Below are 18,705 nucleotides of genomic sequence, written 5' to 3' on the forward strand. Positions count from 1 at the left end.
CACGAAATGATTGTTGAGACTGACATGGTCAAGGGCCACCTTCTTTTGGTCGACGACGGCCAAGGATTCGCGTGGCAGGATGATCTGAAGCTTGACCTGCAGCGCGCCGGCGAACCGGATGGGCGAGGCAGCGCGCTATCGTGAATCGCGATCTTCAGCAGCATTCATAATGAGGGCTGCGGAAATGTCGCCGCGGCAATCATTGCGCCGGTGGGCTGATGGTTAAATTTTGCGAATGTCGTTGTCGTAAACCGTTGTTGACGAAATTTACGCTTCTCTGGAGGAAGACAAATGCACTTTGAAAAATTGCTGGCCGCAGCCGTCATCGCTACGGCACTCAGCGCCACGCCCGCCCTGTCCCAGGAATCGGCCACGCTCAAGAAGATCAAGAACACCGGAACCATCACGCTCGGCCACCGTGAATCGTCGATTCCGTTCTCCTATTACAACGATCAGCAGCAGGTCATCGGTTATTCGCAGGAAATGATGCTGAAGGTCGTCGATGCTGTAAAGGCTGAACTCAAGCTCGCCAGGCTCGACACGAAACTGATGCCGATCACCTCGGCCAATCGCATCACCCTGGTCCAGAACGGCACGGTCGATATCGAGTGCGGTTCGACAACGAATAATCTCGAACGCCAGAAGCAGGTCGCCTTTTCGACCACGATCTTCGTCATCGGCACCAAGCTGCTGACCAGGAAGGACTCGGGCATCAAGGATTTCCCTGATCTCGCCGGCAAGAACGTCGTCACCACCGCCGGCACCACCTCCGAACGCCTGCTGCGCAAGATGAACGAAGACAAGCAGATGAAGATGAACATCATCTCGGCCAAGGATCATGGCGAATCTTTCCTGACGCTGGAAACCGGCCGCGCCGTTGCCTTCATGATGGACGACGCGCTGCTCTACGGCGAGATCGCCAAGGCCAAGAAGCCGGGTGACTGGACCGTCACCGGCACGGCCCAGTCCAGGGAGGCCTACGGCTGCATGTTGCGCAAGGACGACCCGGGCTTCAAGAAGGTGGCCGATGCCGCATTGACCAAGACGATGACTTCTGGAGAAGCAGAAAAGATCTACTCCAAGTGGTTCATGAACCCAATTCCGCCCAAGGGAAATAACCTCAACATGCCGATGTCGGACGATATGAAGGCGCTTTACAAGGCGCCGAACGACAAGGCGTTCGAGTAAATTCCACGGGTTGCGGTCAACAGGCTGCCAGGGGCAAAATTCCTGGCAGTTTTTTGAATCGGGAGGGGCATGGCGTACAACTGGAACTGGGAGGTTTTTCTCCAACCCAGTGCGACTGGCGAGGGAACCTATCTCACCTGGCTGCTGGAAGGTCTCAAGTGGACGGTAACGCTGTCCCTAAGCGCATGGATCATTGCGCTGCTCATTGGCTCGATCATCGGTGTGTTACGCACTGTTCCCAACCGCTGGCTCGGACTCCTCGCCGCGATCTACGTCGAAGTCTTCCGCAACATCCCGTTGCTGGTCCAGTTGTTCATCTGGTATTTCGTCCTGCCTGAGTTGCTCCCGACCAAGATGGGCGATGCTTTCAAGCAGATGAACCCGCTGGCGCAGCAGTTCATTTCGGCGATGGTCTGCCTCGGATTGTTCACCGCGGCGCGTGTCGCGGAGCAGGTGCGCTCGGGGATCAATTCGTTGCCGCGCGGCCAGAAGAATGCCGGGCTGGCGATGGGCTTCACGCTGGCGCAGGTCTATCGCCATGTATTGCTGCCGATGGCCTACCGCATCATCATGCCGCCGCTGACCTCCGAATTCCTCAACATCTTCAAGAACTCAGCCGTCGCCACCACCATCGGCCTGATCGAGCTTTCCCGTCAGGCGCAACAATTGGTCGACTTTACCGCCCAGCCCTACGAAGCTTTCATTGCCGTCACCCTGCTTTACGTGCTGATCAACGTCGCCGTCATGTTCCTGATGCGTCACGTCGAACAGAAGGTCCGCGTGCCCGGTTTTGTCGGAGGGAAATGAGCATGTATGAATTCGACTGGACTTCGATCCCGGGCGCCATGCCTTTGCTCGCCAAGGGCATGCTGATCACCCTTGAGGTGACCTTCACAGCAATCGTCGTCGGCATCGTCTGGGGCACCCTCCTCGCCGTGGCCCGCCTCGGCAGCAACAAGGTTCTGTCCACCCTTGCCACCCTCTACGTCAATCTCTTCCGGTCGGTTCCACTGGTGATGGTCATCCTGTGGTTCTACCTGATCGTGCCGCAGGCGCTGAAATCGCTCTTCGGCGAGAATATCGGCGACATCCGGCTGACCTCTGCCTTGGTCGCCTTCGCGCTTTTCGAGGCGGCCTACTATTCCGAGATCGCGCGCGCGGGCATCCAGAGCGTCACCAAGGGACAGGTGTCGGCCGGCCTGGCGCTCGGCCTCACCCCCGGGCAGACGATGCGCATGATCGTTCTCCCCCAGGCCTTCCGCAACATGCTGCCGCTGCTCCTCACCCAGGCCATCATCCTGTTCCAGGACACCTCCCTGGTCTATGTCATCGGCTTGTCCGACTTCTTCGGAACCTCCTACAAAGTTGGTGACCGTGACGGTCGACTGGTCGAATTGCTCCTTTTTGCCGGCGCCGTCTATTTCGTTATCTGCTTCGCTGTCTCCCGGGTAGTGAAGCATCTGCAAGCGAGATTCAGTTCATGATCGACATTCGCCAAGTTTCCAAGTGGTACGGCCAGTTTCAGGTTCTCACCGAGTGCACGACATGCGTCAAGGAGGGTGAAGTCGTTGTCGTCTGCGGGCCGTCCGGGTCGGGCAAGTCGACGCTGATCAAATGCGTCAACGGCCTGGAGCCATTCCAGCAGGGCGACATCATAGTCAAGGGGACCTCGATTGCCGACCCGAAGACCAATCTGGCCAAGCTGCGCGCCCGTGTCGGAATGGTTTTCCAGAACTTCGAATTGTTCCCGCACATGCGCATTACCGAGAACCTGACCATAGGGCAGATCAAGGTGCTCAACCGTAGCAAGGACGAGGCGCTGGAGAAAGGTCTCAAGCTTCTTGACCGCGTCGGACTCAAGGCTCAGGCCAACAAGTTCCCCGGCGAACTTTCCGGTGGTCAGCAGCAGCGTGTCGCTATTGCCCGCGCCCTAGCGATGGATCCGATCTGCATGCTGTTCGACGAACCGACCTCGGCACTCGATCCCGAAATGATCAACGAGGTGCTCGATGTCATGGTTGAACTTGCCAAGGAAGGCATGACCATGATGTGCGTCACCCATGAGATGGGTTTCGCGCGCAGGGTGGCGAACCGCGTCATCTTCATGGACCAGGGCAGGATCGTCGAGGACGCCGTGAAGGAAGACTTCTTCGGCACGCCGCGCTCGGAGCGGGCGCAGCAGTTTCTTTCAAAGATACTGCAGCACTGAAAACGAAAAGGCCGGGATGCCCCGGCCTTTCTTTCCGCTGTACCCGCAGTTGTCAGGCTGCTTCGTCCATTTCCGCTGCCTCGGTCGGCTCCGGACGATCCACCAGTTCGACAAACGCCATCGGCGCGTTGTCGCCGACACGAAAGCCGCACTTGAGGATGCGCAGATACCCGCCCTGCCGGGTTGCATAGCGCGGACCGATCTCGCCGAAAAGCTTGACGACGATGTCGCGGTCACGCAGTCGGTCGAAGGCCAAGCGCTTGTTGGCAACGGTCGGGGTCTTGCCGATGGTGATCATCGGTTCGACGACACGGCGCAGTTCCTTGGCCTTGGGCAGCGTGGTCTTGATCACCTCGTGCCTGAGCAGGGCGACGGTCATGTTGCGCAGCATCGCCAAGCGATGGCTGCTGGTACGGTTGAGTTTGCGAAGTCCCAAACGGTGACGCATGGTTAATCCTTTCTATGTTCTACAGGCGTCCCTTGACTGCCCGGGTCGAAAATGGCCGTCAGACCTTTTCCAGACCGGCCGGCGGCCAGTTTTCCAATTTCATGCCCAAGGTCAAGCCACGGGCGGCCAGCACTTCCTTGATCTCGTTCAGCGACTTGCGGCCCAGGTTCGGAGTCTTCAGGAGTTCATTCTCGGTACGCTGAATCAGATCGCCGATGTAGTAGATGTTCTCCGCCTTCAGACAATTGGCGGAGCGGACGGTCAGTTCGAGATCATCCACCGGCCGCAGCAGTACCGGATCGACCTGCGTGGGCCGCGACGGCTCGGCCGTCGGTGCGGTACCCTCGAGATCGGCGAAGACGGATAGCTGTTCCATCAGCACGCGAGCAGCGAAGCGAATGGCTTCCTCCGGCTCGACGACACCGTTAGTCTCGATATCCACAATGAGCTTGTCAAGGTCAGTGCGCTGTTCGACGCGGGCGGCCTCGACCGTGTAGGCGACACGCCGGATGGGACTGAACGAAGCGTCGAGCACCAGCTTGCCGATAGTCTTGGAATCGTCCAGATTGCGCATATTGCCCGGCACGTAGCCGCGACCCTTCTCGACCTTGATCTCGAGCGACAGCTTGCCGCCGGGTGACAGGTGCGCGATGACGTGCTCCGGATTGATGATCTCGACGTCGTGCGGCAACTCGATGTCACCGGCACGGACGGCGCCTTCGCCTTCCTTGGTGAGCTTCAGGTTGACCACGTCGCGGTTGTGCAGCTTGAACACCACGCCCTTGAGGTTCAGGAGGATATCGACGACATCCTCCTGAACGCCATCAACCGTAGAGTACTCGTGCAGCACACCGTCAATGCCAACCTCGGTCGGCGCATAACCGGGCATCGACGACAGCAGGATGCGGCGCAGCGCATTGCCGAGGGTGTGTCCATAGCCGCGTTCGAACGGCTCCATGACAACCTTGGCCTGCACGGGCGAAACGCTCTGCACATCGATGATACGGGGTTTCAGAAGTCCACTGCTTTGCATGGGCTTGCTTCCTCTTCGAAGTTGTTACTTCGAGTAAAGTTCGATGACGAGACCTTCGTTCAGGGTCGCTGGCAGCTCCGAGCGCTGTGGCATGGCCTTGAACGTGCCCTTGCCTTCCTTGACGTCTACCGCGATCCACTCCGGGAAACCCCGGGATTCTGCGGCTTCGAGGGCGGCCTTGCAACGCAGGGACGCGCGGGCCCGAGCGGTAAGGTGGACGACGTCACCTGGCTTGACGATGTAAGACGGGATGTTGACGCGCTTGCCATTGACCAGAACGCCGTTGTGGCGGACGACCTGCCGTGACTCGGCGCGCGAGGCGCCGAAGCCCATGCGGTAGGCGACCGAGTCCAGGCGTGCTTCCAGTAGCTGGAGCAGGTTTTCACCGGTCTGGCCCTTGCGGCGATCAGCTTCGGCAAAAGTCTTGCGGAACTGTCCTTCCAGTACGCCATAGACGCGGCGAATCTTCTGTTTCGCACGCAGGTGCACGCCATAGTCGGACAGGCGGGCGCCAGATTTCTGGCCATGCTGGCCGGGAGCATACGAACGACGTTCGATGGCGCACTTGTCGGTGAAGCACTTTTCGCCCTTGAGGAAAAGCTTCTCACCTTCACGGCGGCACTGACGGCATTTCGGATCGAGATTACGAGCCACTTGTCTTTCTCCTTAGATGCGGCGCTTTTTAGGCGGACGACAGCCGTTGTGCGGCACTGGTGTCACGTCGGATATCGAGGTGATCTTCATGCCCAGCGCGTTCAGCGCGCGAACCGAAGATTCACGACCAGGACCCGGACCCTTGATACGGACTTCCAGGTTCTTGACACCGCATTCCTGAGCTCCCTTGCCAGCAGCTTCTGCAGCAACCTGAGCGGCAAACGGTGTGGATTTGCGCGAACCCTTGAAGCCGGCGCCGCCGGAAGTCGCCCAGGACAGTGCGTTGCCCTGCCGGTCGGTAATGGTGATGATGGTATTGTTGAACGATGCGTGAATGTGGGCGATGCCCTCCGCAACATTCTTTTTGACCTTTTTGCGAACTTTGACTTTGGTAGCAGTCTTTGCCATTTTCTGTCCTTATTACTTCTTGCCAGCGATGGCCTTGCGCGGACCCTTGCGGGTCCGGGCATTGGTTTTGGTACGCTGGCCACGACAAGGAAGACCCTTGCGATGGCGCAGGCCACGGTAGCAACCAAGGTCCATCAGACGCTTGATGTTCATCGTGACTTCGCGGCGCAGGTCACCTTCGACGGTGAACTTGCCGATCTCGTCGCGCAGGCGATCCATGTCCGAATCGGACAGGTCCTTCATTTTGATCGCTCGACCAACGCCAGCCGCATCGCAGATTTTCTGCGCGCGGGCACGGCCGATGCCGTAAATCGCAGTCAAGGCGATTTCAGCATGCTGATGGTTCGGAATGTTTACCCCTGCAATACGGGCCATTGAATCACTCCACTCTTTTCAAAATTAACGAATGCCAAACTTGCCACGGAATCAACCCTGGCGCTGCTTGTGACGCGGGTCCTTGCAAATGATGCGCACGACACCCTTGCGACGGATGACCTTGCAATTGCGGCACACACACTTCACTGAAGGTTGTACTTTCATGTCTTACTCCTCGTCTGCGAGAGCTTGGAAGCAGCCGTGATTCCATTGCCCTGCGGTTTGTTGCGTAGAGAATCTTTACTTGACCCGGAAAACAATCCCGGCCTCGGACAAATCGTATGGGGTCAATTAAGCGGTGACCTTGTCGCCCGAGAGAATGCGTATGTAATGCATGTGCATTTTTCCGGAAATGAAATCATGCACTATGTGCCCGTTTTACAGCACGGCCTTGAAGGTTGCATTCGGGAGGTTCTCAACCACCTCGCCCTACTTCTCGACGTCCTACTTGATCATTGGCGATCCCTTGAAGTTAGCTTTCTTCAAGAGGCTTTCATATTGGTGTGACATGACATAAGCCTGTACCTGAGACATGAAATCCATCGTGACGACCACGATGATCAGCAGCGAGGTGCCACCGAAATAGAATGGGACGTTCCACTTAAGGATTAGAAATTCGGGCAACAGACAGACAACCGTAATGTAAGCCGCACCGATAAGGGTCAGGCGCATCAGAATCTTGTCGATATAGCGAGCGGTCTGCTCGCCAGGACGAATCCCCGGCACGAATGCGCCGCTCTTCTTGAGGTTGTCTGCGGTTTCCTTGGAGTTAAAGACCAACGCCGTGTAGAAGAAGCAGAAGAAGATGATCGCGCCGGCATACAGCATCACATAGATCGGCTGACCCGGCGACAGCGTGCCCGCGATGTCCTTCAACCAGCGCATCGATTCGCCCGAACCGAACCAGCCGGCCAGCGTCGCCGGAAAGAGAATAATCGACGACGCGAAGATCGGTGGGATCACGCCCGACATGTTCAGTTTGAGGGGCAGATGCGAACTCTGACCGCCATAGATCTTGTTGCCGACCTGCCGCTTGGCATAATTGACCAGAATCTTGCGTTGACCGCGCTCGACGAAAACTACGAAAGCAGTGACAACGACGACCAACACACAGATGATCAGAGCCGTTAGCGGATGCATCGCGCCGGTGCGCACCAGTTCTAGCAGGCCACCGATGGCATTCGGCAGACCGGCCGCGATACCGGCAAAGATGATGATCGAGATGCCGTTACCCAAGCCGCGTTCGGTGATCTGCTCGCCCAGCCACATCAGGAACATCGTTCCGGTGACCAGCGTCGACACCGTCGTCAGGCGGAACATGAAGCCAGGATCGTTGACCAGACCGGCCTGGGCTTCCAGCGCAACCGCTATGCCGATACCCTGGAAAAGAGCCAGGCCAACCGTGCCGTAGCGCGTGTATTGCGTGATCTTGCGGCGGCCGGCTTCGCCTTCCTTCTTCAGCGCTTCGAGTTGCGGGCTGGCCACACTCATCAGTTGCATGATGATCGACGCCGAGATGTACGGCATGATTCCCAGCGCGAAGATCGTGAAGCGCGACAGGGCGCCACCGGAGAACATGTTGAACATGCCCAGTATGCCCCCCTGCTGCGAATTGAACAGGTCGGAAAGCACATTGGGATCGATCCCCGGAACCGGTATGTGCGCGCCGATCCGATAGACGACCAAGGCGCCGAGCAGGAACAACAGCCGGCGCTTCAGATCGCCGAACTTGCCGCCCTTGCCAACTGTATTGGGATTTGTAGCCAACGCTCTAACCTTTCCCGGCCTTACTCGGCGACCGAGCCGCCGGCTGCTTCGATCGCAGCCTTGGCGCCCTTGGTCGCGCCGACACCCTTGAGCGTCACCTTGCGCGTAATCGCGCCCGAAAGAATTACTTTCGCCGCCAGTGCATCACCGGGAACGACGCCGGCGGCCTGCAGCGCCAGCAGATCGATCTCGTCGATCGGCAGCCGTTCCAGTTCGGTCAGACGAACCTCGAAGTTGCGCTCGCGGGTCCTCGACTTGAACCCGCGCTTCGGGAGGCGGCGCTGCAGCGGCATTTGACCGCCTTCGAAGCCAACCTTGTGAAAGCCGCCCGAACGGGACTTCTGACCCTTGTGCCCGCGGCCAGCTGTCTTGCCCAGCCCGGAGCCAATGCCACGACCTGCGCGTTTGGCATCCTTCCTGGACCCCTCACCTGGCTTGATGGTATTCAGACGCATGGCTTAATCCTCAACCTTAACGAGATACTGAACCTTGTTGATCATGCCCCGCACAGCCGGCGTATCCAGCAATTCCGAAGAGCTGTTCAGCTTGCGCAGGCCCAAGCCGCGAACGGTTGCCCGGTGGTCCTGCTTGGTGCCGATGATGCTCTTGACGAGCGTGATCTTGATCTTCTTGTCAGTCATGGCTTACCCCAGGATCTGTTCAACCGAGAGGCCGCGCTTGGCGGCGATTTCGGACGGCGTATTGACCTTCGACAAGCCGTCAATGGTGGCGCGCACGATGTTGTAGGGATTGGTCGAACCGTGGGCCTTGGCGACCACGTTGCTCACGCCGGCGACCTCGAAGACAGCGCGCATGGCGCCCCCAGCGATGATCCCGGTACCTTCCGGTGCCGGCTGGATCATGACCGTGGCGGCGCCATGATGGCCTGTCACCGTGTGATGGACAGTACCGTTCTTCAGGCTGACCCTAGCAATCTTGCGCCGTGCTTCTTCCATCGCCTTCTGTACCGCAACCGGCACTTCGCGCGACTTGCCCTTGCCCATGCCAATGCCCCCGTCGCCGTCACCGACGACGGCGAGCGCTGCGAAACCGAGGATGCGACCACCCTTCACCACCTTGGTGACGCGGTTGACCGCAACCATCTTCTCGCGCATGCCATCATCGCGCTCTTCAGCCTGTTGGGGCTTCCTGCTTCTTTCAGGTTTTGCCATTTCTTACCTTTTTCCTTTCGCAGCGATCAGAACTTCAGACCGGCTTCACGCGCGGCTTCGGCAAGCGCCTTGATGCGGCCGTGGAACTGAAGACCAGAGCGATCAAAAGCAACGTGTTCGACACCGACAGCATTGGCGCGCTCGGCGATCAACTTGCCGACGATTGTTGCAGCAGCCCTGTTGCCGCCGTTCGGCACGTCCTTGCGGACACCCGTTTCCAGCGTGGAAGCTGAAGCCAGCACCTTGCCGCCACAGGGCGAAATGATCTGGGCGTAAATATGGCAGTTGGTGCGATTGACGCACAGGCGAACGGCCCTCAGCTCGGCGATTTTGGCCCGGGTTTTGCGGGCACGGCGCAGACGCGCTACTTTCCTATTAAACATATGCCACCCTTACTTCTTCTTCTTGGTTTCCTTGATAACCACCGTTTCGTTGACATAGCGAACGCCCTTGCCCTTGTAGGGCTCCGGCTTGCGATATGCACGAACCTCGGCGGCAACCTGACCGACTTGCTGCTTGTCCGAACCCTTGATAACGACTTCGGTCGGCGTCGGACACTCAGCTCTGACACCTTCCGGCATCTTGTGCGCAACCGGATGGGAGAAGCCGAGCGACAGGTTCAGGGTGTTACCCTGGACCTGAGCGCGATAACCCACGCCAATCAGTTGCAACCTCTTTTCGAACCCCTTGGAGACACCGGTCACCATGTTGCTGAGATTCGCCTGCATGGTGCCCCACATCGCAGCAGCGATGCGGGTATCAGCCCCATCGGCCTTGGCCACGACCAGAGCCTCACCGTCGCGCGAAATCGTTACAGCCGGGTGCGCTGCAATCTTCAGAGTTCCCAGCGGGCCTTTGACGACAATTTGCTCATCCAGACTGACTTCAACACCAGCGGGGAGTACAACGGGATTCTTTCCAATTCGAGACATGTTCGCTCCCTTATGCCACGATGCACAGGACTTCGCCGCCAACCTTGCTGGCGCGGGCCTTGCGATCAGTCATGACACCCTTGGGAGTCGACACAATGGCGACGCCAAGACCGTTCATGACGCGGGGAATATCATCGCAGCCCTTGTAGACACGAAGACCAGGCTTGGAAACGCGCTCAATGCGCTCGATTACCGGGCGGCCCGCGTAATACTTGAGGCCAATTTCCAGCGTCGGTTTGCCATCAGATTGGCGCACCGCAAAGTCCTCGACATAGCCCTCGTCCTTGAGGACGGCAGCAATCGCCACCTTGACCTTGGACGACGGCATGGAGACAGACGCCTTTTCGGCGAGCTGGGCATTGCGGATGCGAGTCAGCATGTCCGCGATCGGATCGCTCATTGCCATTTCTGTACCTCCTCTTACCAGCTCGCCTTAACAACACCCGGTATCTCGCCATTGAATGCGAGTTCACGGATCTTGTTACGACACAGACCGAACTTACGGAAAACACCACGCGGACGACCGGTCATCTGGCAGCGATTACGCAGGCGGGACGGGCTTGAATTGCGCGGCAGGGCCTGCAACTTCAGGCGGGCGTCGTAGCGCTCCTGCTCGGAAAGGCTTACGTCATTGATTATCGCCTCCAGCGCGGCACGCTTCTTGGCGTACTGCGCAACCAGTTTGCGACGCTTTTCTTCACGGTTGATCAGAGCAAGTTTTGCCATGATTGCCTCAATTCTTGAACGGTAGCTTGAACGCGGCGAGCAGTGCCTTGGCTTCAGCATCGGTCTTCGCGGTCGTGGTGATACTGATGTTCATTCCCCTCAGGGCATCGATCTTGTCGTATTCGATTTCCGGGAAAATGATCTGCTCCTTGACGCCCATGTTGTAGTTTCCCTGGCCGTCAAAACTCTTTCCCGAAATGCCGCGGAAGTCACGGACACGCGGCAAAGCGATGGTCACGAGGCGGTCGAGAAATTCAAACATGCGCGGGCCGCGCAGAGTCACCATGCAGCCGATCGGGTAGCCATCACGGATCTTGAAGCCCGCTATCGATTTGCGTGCCTTGGTGGTCACCGCCTTCTGACCGGCAATCTTCTGCATGTCCCCGACGGCGTGCTCTAGAACCTTCTTGTCGGCCACGGCTTCGCCGACACCCATGTTAAGGGTGATCTTCGTAATCCGAGGCACCTCCATGATCGACTTATAGCCAAATCGCTTGGAAAGCTCACCGACAACGGTATCCTTGTAAAACTGTTGCAAACGCGCCATGACTGTCCCTTATGCGCTTACCAGTTCGCCGTTCGACTTGAACACACGAACCTTGCGCCCGTCCTCCAGCACCTTGAAGCCGACACGGTCAGCCTTCTTGGTAGCATGGTTGAACAGCGCAACATTGGAGAGATGAATCGGCATGTCCTTGTCCATGATGCCGCCCGCCACACCCTTCATCGGGTTCGGCTTGACATGCTTCTTGGCGCGATTGACGCCCTCGACCAGCACATGCTCGTCACCAACGCGACGCAGAACGTTGCCGCGCTTGCCCTTGTCCTTGCCGGTGATAACGACGACTTCGTCGCCCTTGCGAATTTTTTCCATCGCGAGCCCCTTAAAGAACTTCCGGAGCGAGGGACACGATCTTCATGAAGCGCTCGGTACGCAGTTCGCGGGTTACCGGGCCAAAGATGCGCGTGCCCAGCGGCTCGAGCTTATTGTTGAGAAGCACCGCGGCATTTCCGTCGAAGCGAATCAGCGAGCCATCGGTACGGCGCACGCCCTTGGCGGTGCGAACCACAACGGCGTTGTAGACATCGCCCTTTTTGACGCGACCACGCGGTGCAGCATCCTTGATGCTGACCTTGATGATGTCGCCAATGCCCGCATAGCGGCGCTTGGATCCACCCAGCACCTTGATACACATTACCGAACGCGCGCCGGTATTGTCGGCGACGCCCAGAGTCGATTGCATCTGAATCATTTTATTAACCCCAACTTAATCCGCCATCGCGGTCAGTCTTGGAACCCGTAAGGGTCGGATGACTTCGCCTCCCCCAAATATCAGGGTTCAGCAAAAAAGAAGCCGGATTATACCGGCCTCTTTGTACATGGCGCAAGCGTTTTAGAGAACTTTGTTTATACAACAATCGCCTTCTGCAAGATGTTTGACACCGCCCAGGACTTGGTGCGGGAAACCGGACGGGTCTCGACGATCTCGACGAGATCCCCTGCCTTTGCCGAATCCCCCTCGTTATGGGCATGATACTTCTTTGAGCGGACCATGATTTTGCCGTACTTCGGATGCTTTACCTTGCGTTCGACGAGGACCGTGACGGTCTTCTCCATCTTGTCGCTAACCACGCGGCCAATCAGGGTACGTTTAATGCTGGAGGTTTCGCTCATTGCTGCACCGCCTTCTCACGGATAAGCGTGCGCACGCGGGCAATATCGCGACGCACCTTGGAAATTTGGCTGGAATTGGACAACTGCTGGGTGGCAAGTTGCATCCGCAGGCCGAACTGGGCCTTCAGCAAATCCAGCAGCTCTGTCTTGAGCTCGTCCACACTCTTGGATCTCAGTTCACTAGCTTTCATGATTACCCCAGATGACGAGTAACGAAGATGGTGGAAATAGGCAACTTGGCAGCGGCCAGGGCGAACGCCTCGCGAGCCAGCGCCTCATCCACGCCATCCATCTCATAAAGCACCTTACCTGGCTGGATTTCGGCAACCCAGTACTCAGGGTTACCCTTGCCGTTACCCATACGAACTTCCGCCGGCTTCTTCGAAACCGGCTTGTCCGGAAAGATACGTATCCAGATTCGGCCGCCGCGCTTGATGTGGCGGGTCATGGCACGACGGGCCGCCTCGATCTGACGGGCCGTGAGGCGGCCACGACCGGTAGCTTTGAGGCCCCACTCGCCGAATGAAACCTTGGCGCCACGGGTGGCCAGGCCTTCGTTCCGTCCCTTGTGTTCCTTACGGAATTTGCGACGATTAGGTTGCAGCATCTCAGATACCTGCCTTTCTTACGCGCATGGCCGGAGCCTTGGCATCGCCTTCTGGCCCGTCAACCTTTTTTACCGTGCGGGTGCGTGGCTTCTCACCTTCGGGCCTAGCGGGAGCGCGACGCGGACGGCGATCGTCAGCGGCGGGTTCGGCCGCTTCCGGTTGCTCATTGCGGTCAAGCAAATCACCCTTGTACACCCAGACCTTGATGCCGATGATTCCGTAGGTTGTCAGTGCCTGGGCACTTCCATAATCGATGTCGGCGCGCAACGTGTGCAAGGGCACGCGACCTTCGCGATACCATTCGCTGCGGGCAATTTCTGCACCATTCAGACGGCCGGCACTCATCACCTTTATTCCCTGAGCTCCGAGTCGCATTGCGTTCTGCATTGCGCGCTTCATCGCACGCCGGAACATGATGCGCTTCTCAAGCTGCTGGGCAATCGAGTCAGCGATTAGCTTGGCATCGATTTCCGGCTTTCGTATTTCCTCGATCGACACATGGACAGGCACGCCCATGATGCGCTGGAGGTCCGTGCGCAACTGTTCGATATCTTCTCCCTTCTTGCCGATGACGACGCCCGGGCGTGCAGAATATATCGTCACGCGAGCATTCTTGGCCGGACGCTCGATGAGGACTCGGCCAATAGAAGCGTGCGCCAGCTTGCGCTTAAGATATTCGCGAACCTTGACATCTTCGCTCAGCATTCCAGGGAAGTTCTTGCTGTTGGCATACCAGCGGGAACTCCAGTTCTTGGTGGCAACCAGGCGGAAGCCAGTCGGATGAATTTTCTGTCCCATGACTCTTCCTTAGTTACCAACGGTTAGATAGATGTGACAGGTTGGCTTGACTATCCGATTGCCGCGACCCTTGGCACGCGCCCTGAAGCGCTTCAACACCGTGCCTTTTTCAACAAAGACGGTCTTGACCAGCAGTTCGTCGATGTCGGCACCGTCATTGTGCTCGGCGTTGGCTATGGCGGACTCCAGAACCTTCCTGACGATGCCGGCACCCTTTTTCGGGCTGAACGCCAAAATATTGAGTGCCTGACCAACAGGCTTGCCACGCACCAGATCAGCCACCAGGCGACCTTTTTGCTCGGAGAGGCGCACGCCCCGTAGACTTGCACGAGTTTCCATGTCAGTTCCTTACTTCTTGGCCTTCTTGCCGGCGGTGTGACCCTTGAACGTACGGGTCAGCGAGAACTCGCCGAGCTTGTGACCGACCATATTTTCGGTGACAAAGACCGGAATATGCTGCTTGCCATTGTGAACCGCGATCGTCAAACCGATGAACTCGGGGAGGATCGTCGAACGACGCGACCACGTCTTGATCGGGCGCTTGTCGCCGGTGGCGCGCACTGCGTCGACCTTGTCGATCAGGCACACATCAACGTACGGGCCCTTTTTAAGAGAACGTCCCATTTCCTACCCCTTAACGCTTGTGACGGCGCTGAACGATCATGCTGCTCGTGCGCTTATTTCTGCGGGTGCGGTAGCCCTTGGTGGGCTGACCCCATGGATTGACAGGCACGCGACCCTCACCGGTACGGCCCTCACCACCACCGTGCGGGTGGTCGATCGGGTTCATGGCAACGCCGCGAACGGTCGGGCGGACTCCGCGCCAACGCTGCGCGCCGGCCTTGCCGATCTTGCGCAGGATATTCTCTTCGTTGCCGATTTCACCGACCGTAGCACGACACTCGACATGTACGCGACGAACCTCACCCGAGCGCAGACGAACCTGGGCGTAAGCACCTTCACGCGCCAGGAGCTGTGCGGAAGTACCGGCGGAGCGCGCCAACTGCCCACCCTTGCCCGGCATCATCTCGATACAGCAGATCGTCGTGCCGACAGGAATATTGCGGATCGGCAAGGTGTTGCCTACCTTGATCGGCGCTTCGGAACCATTCATCACCTGCTGGCCGACGACCATGCCTTTGTTGGCAAGAATGTAGCGGCGCTCGCCATCGGCATAACAGACCAGTGCGATATTGGCCGTGCGGTTCGGATCGTATTCCAGGCGCTCCACGGACCCCGACACGCCATCCTTGGCACGCTTGAAGTCGATTACACGATAAGCCTGCTTGTGGCCACCGCCCTGGTGGCGAACGGTGATGCGGCCATTGTTGTTCCGACCGGCACTCTTCGACTGCGACTCGAGCAGGCCAGCAAACGGCTTGCCTTTGTGCAGGTTGGCATTGACGACCTGAACCACGGCGCGGCGGCCCGGGGAGGTCGGCTTGACTTTAACGAGAGCCATTAGACGTGCCCTCCTTCAACGAAGTTGATTTCCTGGCCCGGCTTGAGGCTTACGAAGGCCTTCTTCCAGCCCTTGCGGCGACCTACCGAACCCTTGAAACGCTTGACCTTGCCCTTGACATTGGCAACCTGGACAGTCTCGACCTGAACCTTGAACAACAGTTCGACCGCCGCCTTGATTTCAGGCTTGGTGGCATCAGTAGCCACGCGAAATATAACCTGCTCGTTCTTGTCGGCCACATAAGTAGCCTTTTCGGAGATTTGCGGTGCCAGCAGCACCTGCATCAGACGCTCTTGATTCATCCCCACATCTCCTCAAACTTGGCCACTGCATTCTTGGTGACCAGCACCTTGGCGAAACGGACCAGCGACAGCGGGTCGGCTTCCTGTGCTTCAAGTACCAGCACGTTGGGCAGATTGCGCGAAGAGAGATACAGATTCTCATCCATCGCGTCCGTAATGACCAGAAGATTGCCTTCGAGACCCATACCCTTGAGCTTTTGCGCAAACAGCTTGGTCTTCGGCGCATCGATGGATAAGCCATCGACGACGACCAGGCGATCCTGACGGGCCAGCTCGGAGAGAATCGCAGCCATAGCAGCACGAAACATCTTCCTGTTAACCTTCTGGCTGAAATTATCCTCAGGAGAGTTCGGAAAAATCCGACCGCCCCCACGCCATAACGGGCTGCCATTGCTACCGGCGCGGGCGCGGCCGGTACCCTTCTGGCGCCATGGCTTGGACGTCGTATGACGCACTTCGGAGCGATCCTTCTGCTGACGATCACCTGAACGGGCGTTGGCCTGATAAGCCACGACGACCTGGTGAACAAGCGCTTCATTGAATTCGCGGCCAAAAAGGAGATCCGAAGCTTGCAGCTTCGTGGCTTCCTGACCTTGCTCGTTGATTACCTTGAGTTCCATGTCGCCCCCTTAAGCCTTGACTGCCGGACGCACGACAACGTCGGAACCCTTGGCGCCGGGAACGGCACCACGAACCAGAAGCAGCTGGCGCTCGGTGTCAACACGGACTACGGTCAAGCTCTGCATGGTCGACTGGACGTCGCCCATGTGGCCCGCCATGCGCTTGCCGGGAAAGACACGACCCGGATCCTGCGCCTGACCGATGGAACCCGGTGCATTGTGCGACAACGAGTTGCCGTGGGATGCGCGGTTCGACCTGAAGTTGTGGCGCTTGATGGCGCCCTGAAAACCCTTGCCGATGGAGGTGCCGGTAACGTCGACCTTTTGCCCTTCGGCAAAAATGGTCACGGCAACCTGATCGCCGGCCTTGAAGTCAGCAAGCCGGTCGGCATCGATACGGAATTCCTTGAGGACGTGCCCCGCCTCCACGCCTGCCTTGGCCAGATGGCCAGCCAGTGGCTTGGAAACGCGCGAGGCACGGCGCTTGCCGAAAGTGACCTGAATGGCTGCGTAGCCATCGATCTCCGGCGTTTTTACTTGGGTCACGCGGTTGTTGGACACGTCAAGCACAGTTACCGGTATGGACGCGCCATCCTCGGCAAAAATGCGAGTCATGCCAACCTTGCGACCAACAAGGCCTAGACTCATGGTTATTCTCCTCATCGCCAGCTACGATTGGCCGGACGATGTATAACAACAAACGGGTGACCAATATCGGTCACCCCCGAAAAAAAACGATTATATCCGCAACATCCTGTTTATTGCAACTTGATCTCAACATCAACACCAGCCGGAAGATCGAGTTTCATCAGCGCATCGACCGTTTTGTCGGTCGGATCGATAATATCCATCAAGCGCAGGTGCGTGCGAATCTCAAGTTGATCCCGCGAGGTCTTGTTGACGTGCGGCGAGCGGAGGATGTCAAAGCGTTGCTTGCGGGTCGGCATGGGGACCGGGCCACGTACCACCGCGCCAGTGCGCTTTGCGGTCTCGACAATCTCCTGGGCCGACTGATCTATCAGGCGATAGTCGAAGGCCTTGAGGCGAATACGGATCTTTTGGCTTGCCATAGTTTGCTTTCAAAGAGCGATGGGGAGGAAGTAATTCCACCCCTGGGTTGAAAAAGAACGGTTACACGATGATTTTAGCGACGACGCCGGCGCCGACGGTGCGACCACCCTCACGGATGGCGAAACGCAGGCCTTCCTCCATGGCGATCGGGTTGATCAGCTTGATGGTCATGGCGATGTTGTCGCCGGGCATCACCATCTCGACGCCTTCCGGCAGGTCGATGGAGCCGGTCACGTCGGTCGTGCGGAAGTAGAACTGCGGACGGTAGCCATTGAAGAACGGGGTGTGACGTCCGCCTTCGTCCTTCGACAGGATGTACACTTCGGAGGTGAAGTGGGTGTGCGGCTTGACCGAACCCGGTTTGCACAGTACCTGACCACGCTCGACGTCTTCACGCTTGGTACCGCGCAGCAGGGCGCCGATGTTGTCGCCGGCCTGGCCTTGGTCAAGGAGCTTCCTGAACATTTCGACGCCGGTGCAGACGGTCTTGATGGTGGGACGGATACCAACGATTTCAATTTCTTCGCCCACCTTGACGACACCGCGTTCGATACGGCCGGTGACGACGGTGCCACGACCGGAGATGGAGAAGACGTCTTCGACGGGCATCAGGAAGGGCCGGTCGATGGCGCGTTCCGGAGTCGGGATGAAGGAATCCAGAGCATCGGCCAGACGGAAAATGGAGGGGACGCCGATTTCGGACTGGTCGCCTTCGAGGGCCTTCAGAGCGGAGCCCTGGATGATCGGGGTGTCGTCGCCGGGGAAGTCATACTTGGAGAGCAACTCGCGCAGTTCCATTTCGACGAGTTCGAGGAGTTCGTCGTCGTCGACCATGTCGCACTTGTTCATGTAGACGAGGACGTAGGGCACGCCCACCTGACGGGCGAGCAGGATGTGCTCGCGGGTCTGCGGCATCGGGCCGTCGGCGGCGGAGCAGACAAGAATGGCACCGTCCATCTGCGCCGCACCGGTAATCATGTTCTTGATGTAGTCGGCGTGGCCCGGGCAGTCAACGTGAGCGTAGTGACGGTTGGCGGTTTCGTATTCGACGTGGGCAGTGTTGATGGTGATGCCGCGCGCCTTTTCTTCCGGCGCCGCATCGATTTCATCGTATTTCTTGGCCGATCCACCAAACTTCGCAGACAGCACCGTCGTGATCGCAGCCGTCAGCGTGGTCTTGCCATGGTCAACGTGACCAATCGTGCCCACATTCACGTGCGGCTTCGTACGCTCAAATTTTGACTTAGCCATGATGAC

General features: G+C 58.2%; 34 protein-coding genes. 5 read left to right on the plus strand and 29 right to left on the minus strand.

Features of this window, described 5'->3' with window-relative positions; all coding sequences use genetic code 11:
- Positions 1-6: 6 nt before the first annotated feature.
- The 5 genes from IPP03_10605 (at position 7) to IPP03_10625 (ending at position 3,397) form a co-directional block, all read left to right on the plus strand.
- Complete coding sequence (locus tag IPP03_10605; protein ID MBL0353078.1) at positions 7-144, plus strand: hypothetical protein; 138 nt, start codon at positions 7-9, stop codon at positions 142-144.
- Positions 145-291: 147 nt separating this feature from the next.
- Positions 292-1,188: a glutamate/aspartate ABC transporter substrate-binding protein gene (locus IPP03_10610; protein ID MBL0353079.1), complete on the plus strand. Its 897-nt coding sequence runs from the start codon at positions 292-294 to the stop codon at positions 1,186-1,188.
- A gap of 69 nt (positions 1,189-1,257) precedes the next feature.
- Positions 1,258-1,995 (plus strand): amino acid ABC transporter permease, encoded by a 738-nt coding sequence (locus tag IPP03_10615; GenBank protein ID MBL0353080.1) that lies wholly within the window; start codon positions 1,258-1,260, stop codon positions 1,993-1,995.
- 2 nt (positions 1,996-1,997) lie between these two features.
- Positions 1,998-2,672: an ABC transporter permease subunit gene (locus IPP03_10620; protein MBL0353081.1), complete on the plus strand. Its 675-nt coding sequence runs from the start codon at positions 1,998-2,000 to the stop codon at positions 2,670-2,672.
- The gene (locus tag IPP03_10625) at positions 2,669-3,397 is read left to right on the plus strand and encodes an amino acid ABC transporter ATP-binding protein (protein MBL0353082.1); all 729 of its coding nucleotides are present in this window, start codon (positions 2,669-2,671) and stop codon (positions 3,395-3,397) included. The genes IPP03_10620 and IPP03_10625 overlap by 4 nt, the downstream gene beginning before the upstream one ends.
- 52 nt (positions 3,398-3,449) lie before the next feature.
- On the opposite strand, the gene rplQ is transcribed toward IPP03_10625, so the two are convergent.
- From rplQ to tuf, 29 genes are all read right to left on the minus strand, one after another.
- On the minus strand, positions 3,450-3,845 hold the full coding sequence (rplQ, locus tag IPP03_10630; protein ID MBL0353083.1) for a 50S ribosomal protein L17: 396 nt from the start codon (positions 3,843-3,845) through the stop codon (positions 3,450-3,452).
- A gap of 58 nt (positions 3,846-3,903) precedes the next feature.
- Positions 3,904-4,878 (minus strand): DNA-directed RNA polymerase subunit alpha, encoded by a 975-nt coding sequence (rpoA, locus tag IPP03_10635; protein ID MBL0353084.1) that lies wholly within the window; start codon positions 4,876-4,878, stop codon positions 3,904-3,906.
- A 24-nt stretch (positions 4,879-4,902) separates the two neighbouring features.
- Positions 4,903-5,532, minus strand: coding sequence for a 30S ribosomal protein S4 (rpsD, locus tag IPP03_10640; GenBank protein MBL0353085.1), 630 nt, complete (start codon positions 5,530-5,532; stop codon positions 4,903-4,905).
- Between the two features lie 12 nt (positions 5,533-5,544).
- Positions 5,545-5,940 carry a 30S ribosomal protein S11 gene (rpsK, locus tag IPP03_10645; GenBank protein MBL0353086.1) on the minus strand — a complete coding sequence of 132 codons (396 nt, stop codon included), beginning with the start codon at positions 5,938-5,940 and terminating at the stop codon, positions 5,545-5,547.
- A 12-nt stretch (positions 5,941-5,952) separates the two neighbouring features.
- Entirely contained in the window at positions 5,953-6,315 is a 363-nt protein-coding gene (gene rpsM, locus IPP03_10650) for a 30S ribosomal protein S13 (protein ID MBL0353087.1), read from the minus strand.
- 51 nt (positions 6,316-6,366) lie between these two features.
- Positions 6,367-6,480: a 50S ribosomal protein L36 gene (rpmJ, locus tag IPP03_10655; protein MBL0353088.1), complete on the minus strand. Its 114-nt coding sequence runs from the start codon at positions 6,478-6,480 to the stop codon at positions 6,367-6,369.
- A gap of 279 nt (positions 6,481-6,759) precedes the next feature.
- Positions 6,760-8,082, minus strand: a complete 1,323-nt coding sequence (gene secY, locus IPP03_10660; protein ID MBL0353089.1) for a preprotein translocase subunit SecY — start codon at positions 8,080-8,082, stop codon at positions 6,760-6,762.
- Positions 8,083-8,102: 20 nt separating this feature from the next.
- Positions 8,103-8,537, minus strand: a complete 435-nt coding sequence (rplO, locus tag IPP03_10665; GenBank protein MBL0353090.1) for a 50S ribosomal protein L15 — start codon at positions 8,535-8,537, stop codon at positions 8,103-8,105.
- A 3-nt stretch (positions 8,538-8,540) separates the two neighbouring features.
- A complete protein-coding gene (rpmD, locus tag IPP03_10670) occupies positions 8,541-8,723 on the minus strand; it encodes a 50S ribosomal protein L30 (protein MBL0353091.1) in 183 nt (60 codons plus the stop codon).
- Between the two features lie 3 nt (positions 8,724-8,726).
- Positions 8,727-9,254, minus strand: a complete 528-nt coding sequence (gene rpsE, locus IPP03_10675) for a 30S ribosomal protein S5 (GenBank protein MBL0353092.1) — start codon at positions 9,252-9,254, stop codon at positions 8,727-8,729.
- Positions 9,255-9,280: 26 nt separating this feature from the next.
- Entirely contained in the window at positions 9,281-9,637 is a 357-nt protein-coding gene (rplR, locus tag IPP03_10680) for a 50S ribosomal protein L18 (protein MBL0353093.1), read from the minus strand.
- 9 nt (positions 9,638-9,646) lie between these two features.
- Complete coding sequence (gene rplF / locus IPP03_10685) at positions 9,647-10,186, minus strand: 50S ribosomal protein L6 (protein MBL0353094.1); 540 nt, start codon at positions 10,184-10,186, stop codon at positions 9,647-9,649.
- A gap of 10 nt (positions 10,187-10,196) precedes the next feature.
- Positions 10,197-10,592, minus strand: a complete 396-nt coding sequence (gene rpsH, locus IPP03_10690; protein ID MBL0353095.1) for a 30S ribosomal protein S8 — start codon at positions 10,590-10,592, stop codon at positions 10,197-10,199.
- 14 nt (positions 10,593-10,606) lie between these two features.
- A complete protein-coding gene (gene rpsN, locus IPP03_10695) occupies positions 10,607-10,912 on the minus strand; it encodes a 30S ribosomal protein S14 (GenBank protein MBL0353096.1) in 306 nt (101 codons plus the stop codon).
- Positions 10,913-10,919: 7 nt separating this feature from the next.
- Positions 10,920-11,459, minus strand: coding sequence for a 50S ribosomal protein L5 (gene rplE / locus IPP03_10700; GenBank protein MBL0353097.1), 540 nt, complete (start codon positions 11,457-11,459; stop codon positions 10,920-10,922).
- Positions 11,460-11,468: 9 nt separating this feature from the next.
- A complete protein-coding gene (gene rplX / locus IPP03_10705; protein ID MBL0353098.1) occupies positions 11,469-11,786 on the minus strand; it encodes a 50S ribosomal protein L24 in 318 nt (105 codons plus the stop codon).
- A 10-nt stretch (positions 11,787-11,796) separates the two neighbouring features.
- Positions 11,797-12,165: a 50S ribosomal protein L14 gene (rplN, locus tag IPP03_10710; protein MBL0353099.1), complete on the minus strand. Its 369-nt coding sequence runs from the start codon at positions 12,163-12,165 to the stop codon at positions 11,797-11,799.
- Between the two features lie 155 nt (positions 12,166-12,320).
- Entirely contained in the window at positions 12,321-12,587 is a 267-nt protein-coding gene (gene rpsQ / locus IPP03_10715; GenBank protein MBL0353100.1) for a 30S ribosomal protein S17, read from the minus strand.
- Positions 12,584-12,778 carry a 50S ribosomal protein L29 gene (rpmC, locus tag IPP03_10720; GenBank protein ID MBL0353101.1) on the minus strand — a complete coding sequence of 65 codons (195 nt, stop codon included), beginning with the start codon at positions 12,776-12,778 and terminating at the stop codon, positions 12,584-12,586. The genes rpsQ and rpmC overlap by 4 nt, the downstream gene beginning before the upstream one ends.
- A gap of 2 nt (positions 12,779-12,780) precedes the next feature.
- Positions 12,781-13,194: a 50S ribosomal protein L16 gene (rplP, locus tag IPP03_10725; GenBank protein MBL0353102.1), complete on the minus strand. Its 414-nt coding sequence runs from the start codon at positions 13,192-13,194 to the stop codon at positions 12,781-12,783.
- Position 13,195: 1 nt separating this feature from the next.
- Complete coding sequence (gene rpsC, locus IPP03_10730; protein ID MBL0353103.1) at positions 13,196-13,993, minus strand: 30S ribosomal protein S3; 798 nt, start codon at positions 13,991-13,993, stop codon at positions 13,196-13,198.
- A 9-nt stretch (positions 13,994-14,002) separates the two neighbouring features.
- Positions 14,003-14,332: a 50S ribosomal protein L22 gene (gene rplV / locus IPP03_10735; GenBank protein MBL0353104.1), complete on the minus strand. Its 330-nt coding sequence runs from the start codon at positions 14,330-14,332 to the stop codon at positions 14,003-14,005.
- A gap of 9 nt (positions 14,333-14,341) precedes the next feature.
- Complete coding sequence (gene rpsS / locus IPP03_10740; protein ID MBL0353105.1) at positions 14,342-14,617, minus strand: 30S ribosomal protein S19; 276 nt, start codon at positions 14,615-14,617, stop codon at positions 14,342-14,344.
- Between the two features lie 10 nt (positions 14,618-14,627).
- Positions 14,628-15,455, minus strand: coding sequence for a 50S ribosomal protein L2 (rplB, locus tag IPP03_10745; protein ID MBL0353106.1), 828 nt, complete (start codon positions 15,453-15,455; stop codon positions 14,628-14,630).
- Entirely contained in the window at positions 15,455-15,757 is a 303-nt protein-coding gene (gene rplW, locus IPP03_10750) for a 50S ribosomal protein L23 (protein MBL0353107.1), read from the minus strand. The genes rplB and rplW overlap by 1 nt, the downstream gene beginning before the upstream one ends.
- Complete coding sequence (gene rplD / locus IPP03_10755; GenBank protein ID MBL0353108.1) at positions 15,754-16,377, minus strand: 50S ribosomal protein L4; 624 nt, start codon at positions 16,375-16,377, stop codon at positions 15,754-15,756. The genes rplW and rplD overlap by 4 nt, the downstream gene beginning before the upstream one ends.
- Positions 16,378-16,386: 9 nt before the next feature.
- Positions 16,387-17,025, minus strand: a complete 639-nt coding sequence (gene rplC, locus IPP03_10760) for a 50S ribosomal protein L3 (GenBank protein MBL0353109.1) — start codon at positions 17,023-17,025, stop codon at positions 16,387-16,389.
- A 110-nt stretch (positions 17,026-17,135) separates the two neighbouring features.
- Complete coding sequence (rpsJ, locus tag IPP03_10765) at positions 17,136-17,447, minus strand: 30S ribosomal protein S10 (GenBank protein MBL0353110.1); 312 nt, start codon at positions 17,445-17,447, stop codon at positions 17,136-17,138.
- 61 nt (positions 17,448-17,508) lie between these two features.
- Positions 17,509-18,699: an elongation factor Tu gene (tuf, locus tag IPP03_10770; GenBank protein MBL0353111.1), complete on the minus strand. Its 1,191-nt coding sequence runs from the start codon at positions 18,697-18,699 to the stop codon at positions 17,509-17,511.
- Between the last annotated feature and the right edge of the window lie 6 nt (positions 18,700-18,705).

The sequence above is a fragment of the Candidatus Dechloromonas phosphoritropha genome (assembly GCA_016722705.1).
GTDB lineage: Bacteria > Pseudomonadota > Gammaproteobacteria > Burkholderiales > Rhodocyclaceae > Azonexus > Azonexus phosphoritrophus.

Coding starts and splice junctions, on each gene's coding strand:
- IPP03_10605 (MBL0353078.1), top strand. CDS start 7: ATGATTGTTGAGACTGACATGGTCAAGGGCCACCTTCTTTTGGTCGAC.
- IPP03_10610 (MBL0353079.1), top strand. CDS start 292: ATGCACTTTGAAAAATTGCTGGCCGCAGCCGTCATCGCTACGGCACTC.
- IPP03_10615 (MBL0353080.1), top strand. CDS start 1,258: ATGGCGTACAACTGGAACTGGGAGGTTTTTCTCCAACCCAGTGCGACT.
- IPP03_10620 (MBL0353081.1), top strand. CDS start 1,998: ATGTATGAATTCGACTGGACTTCGATCCCGGGCGCCATGCCTTTGCTC.
- IPP03_10625 (MBL0353082.1), top strand. CDS start 2,669: ATGATCGACATTCGCCAAGTTTCCAAGTGGTACGGCCAGTTTCAGGTT.
- rplQ (MBL0353083.1), bottom strand. CDS start 3,845: ATGCGTCACCGTTTGGGACTTCGCAAACTCAACCGTACCAGCAGCCAT.
- rpoA (MBL0353084.1), bottom strand. CDS start 4,878: ATGCAAAGCAGTGGACTTCTGAAACCCCGTATCATCGATGTGCAGAGC.
- rpsK (MBL0353086.1), bottom strand. CDS start 5,940: ATGGCAAAGACTGCTACCAAAGTCAAAGTTCGCAAAAAGGTCAAAAAG.
- rpsM (MBL0353087.1), bottom strand. CDS start 6,315: ATGGCCCGTATTGCAGGGGTAAACATTCCGAACCATCAGCATGCTGAA.
- rpmJ (MBL0353088.1), bottom strand. CDS start 6,480: ATGAAAGTACAACCTTCAGTGAAGTGTGTGTGCCGCAATTGCAAGGTC.
- rplO (MBL0353090.1), bottom strand. CDS start 8,537: ATGCGTCTGAATACCATCAAGCCAGGTGAGGGGTCCAGGAAGGATGCC.
- rpmD (MBL0353091.1), bottom strand. CDS start 8,723: ATGACTGACAAGAAGATCAAGATCACGCTCGTCAAGAGCATCATCGGC.
- rpsE (MBL0353092.1), bottom strand. CDS start 9,254: ATGGCAAAACCTGAAAGAAGCAGGAAGCCCCAACAGGCTGAAGAGCGC.
- rplR (MBL0353093.1), bottom strand. CDS start 9,637: ATGTTTAATAGGAAAGTAGCGCGTCTGCGCCGTGCCCGCAAAACCCGG.
- rplF (MBL0353094.1), bottom strand. CDS start 10,186: ATGTCTCGAATTGGAAAGAATCCCGTTGTACTCCCCGCTGGTGTTGAA.
- rpsH (MBL0353095.1), bottom strand. CDS start 10,592: ATGGCAATGAGCGATCCGATCGCGGACATGCTGACTCGCATCCGCAAT.
- rpsN (MBL0353096.1), bottom strand. CDS start 10,912: ATGGCAAAACTTGCTCTGATCAACCGTGAAGAAAAGCGTCGCAAACTG.
- rplE (MBL0353097.1), bottom strand. CDS start 11,459: ATGGCGCGTTTGCAACAGTTTTACAAGGATACCGTTGTCGGTGAGCTT.
- rplX (MBL0353098.1), bottom strand. CDS start 11,786: ATGGAAAAAATTCGCAAGGGCGACGAAGTCGTCGTTATCACCGGCAAG.
- rplN (MBL0353099.1), bottom strand. CDS start 12,165: ATGATTCAGATGCAATCGACTCTGGGCGTCGCCGACAATACCGGCGCG.
- rpsQ (MBL0353100.1), bottom strand. CDS start 12,587: ATGAGCGAAACCTCCAGCATTAAACGTACCCTGATTGGCCGCGTGGTT.
- rpmC (MBL0353101.1), bottom strand. CDS start 12,778: ATGAAAGCTAGTGAACTGAGATCCAAGAGTGTGGACGAGCTCAAGACA.
- rplP (MBL0353102.1), bottom strand. CDS start 13,194: ATGCTGCAACCTAATCGTCGCAAATTCCGTAAGGAACACAAGGGACGG.
- rpsC (MBL0353103.1), bottom strand. CDS start 13,993: ATGGGACAGAAAATTCATCCGACTGGCTTCCGCCTGGTTGCCACCAAG.
- rplV (MBL0353104.1), bottom strand. CDS start 14,332: ATGGAAACTCGTGCAAGTCTACGGGGCGTGCGCCTCTCCGAGCAAAAA.
- rpsS (MBL0353105.1), bottom strand. CDS start 14,617: ATGGGACGTTCTCTTAAAAAGGGCCCGTACGTTGATGTGTGCCTGATC.
- rplB (MBL0353106.1), bottom strand. CDS start 15,455: ATGGCTCTCGTTAAAGTCAAGCCGACCTCCCCGGGCCGCCGCGCCGTG.
- rplW (MBL0353107.1), bottom strand. CDS start 15,757: ATGAATCAAGAGCGTCTGATGCAGGTGCTGCTGGCACCGCAAATCTCC.
- rplD (MBL0353108.1), bottom strand. CDS start 16,377: ATGGAACTCAAGGTAATCAACGAGCAAGGTCAGGAAGCCACGAAGCTG.
- rplC (MBL0353109.1), bottom strand. CDS start 17,025: ATGAGTCTAGGCCTTGTTGGTCGCAAGGTTGGCATGACTCGCATTTTT.
- rpsJ (MBL0353110.1), bottom strand. CDS start 17,447: ATGGCAAGCCAAAAGATCCGTATTCGCCTCAAGGCCTTCGACTATCGC.
- tuf (MBL0353111.1), bottom strand. CDS start 18,699: ATGGCTAAGTCAAAATTTGAGCGTACGAAGCCGCACGTGAATGTGGGC.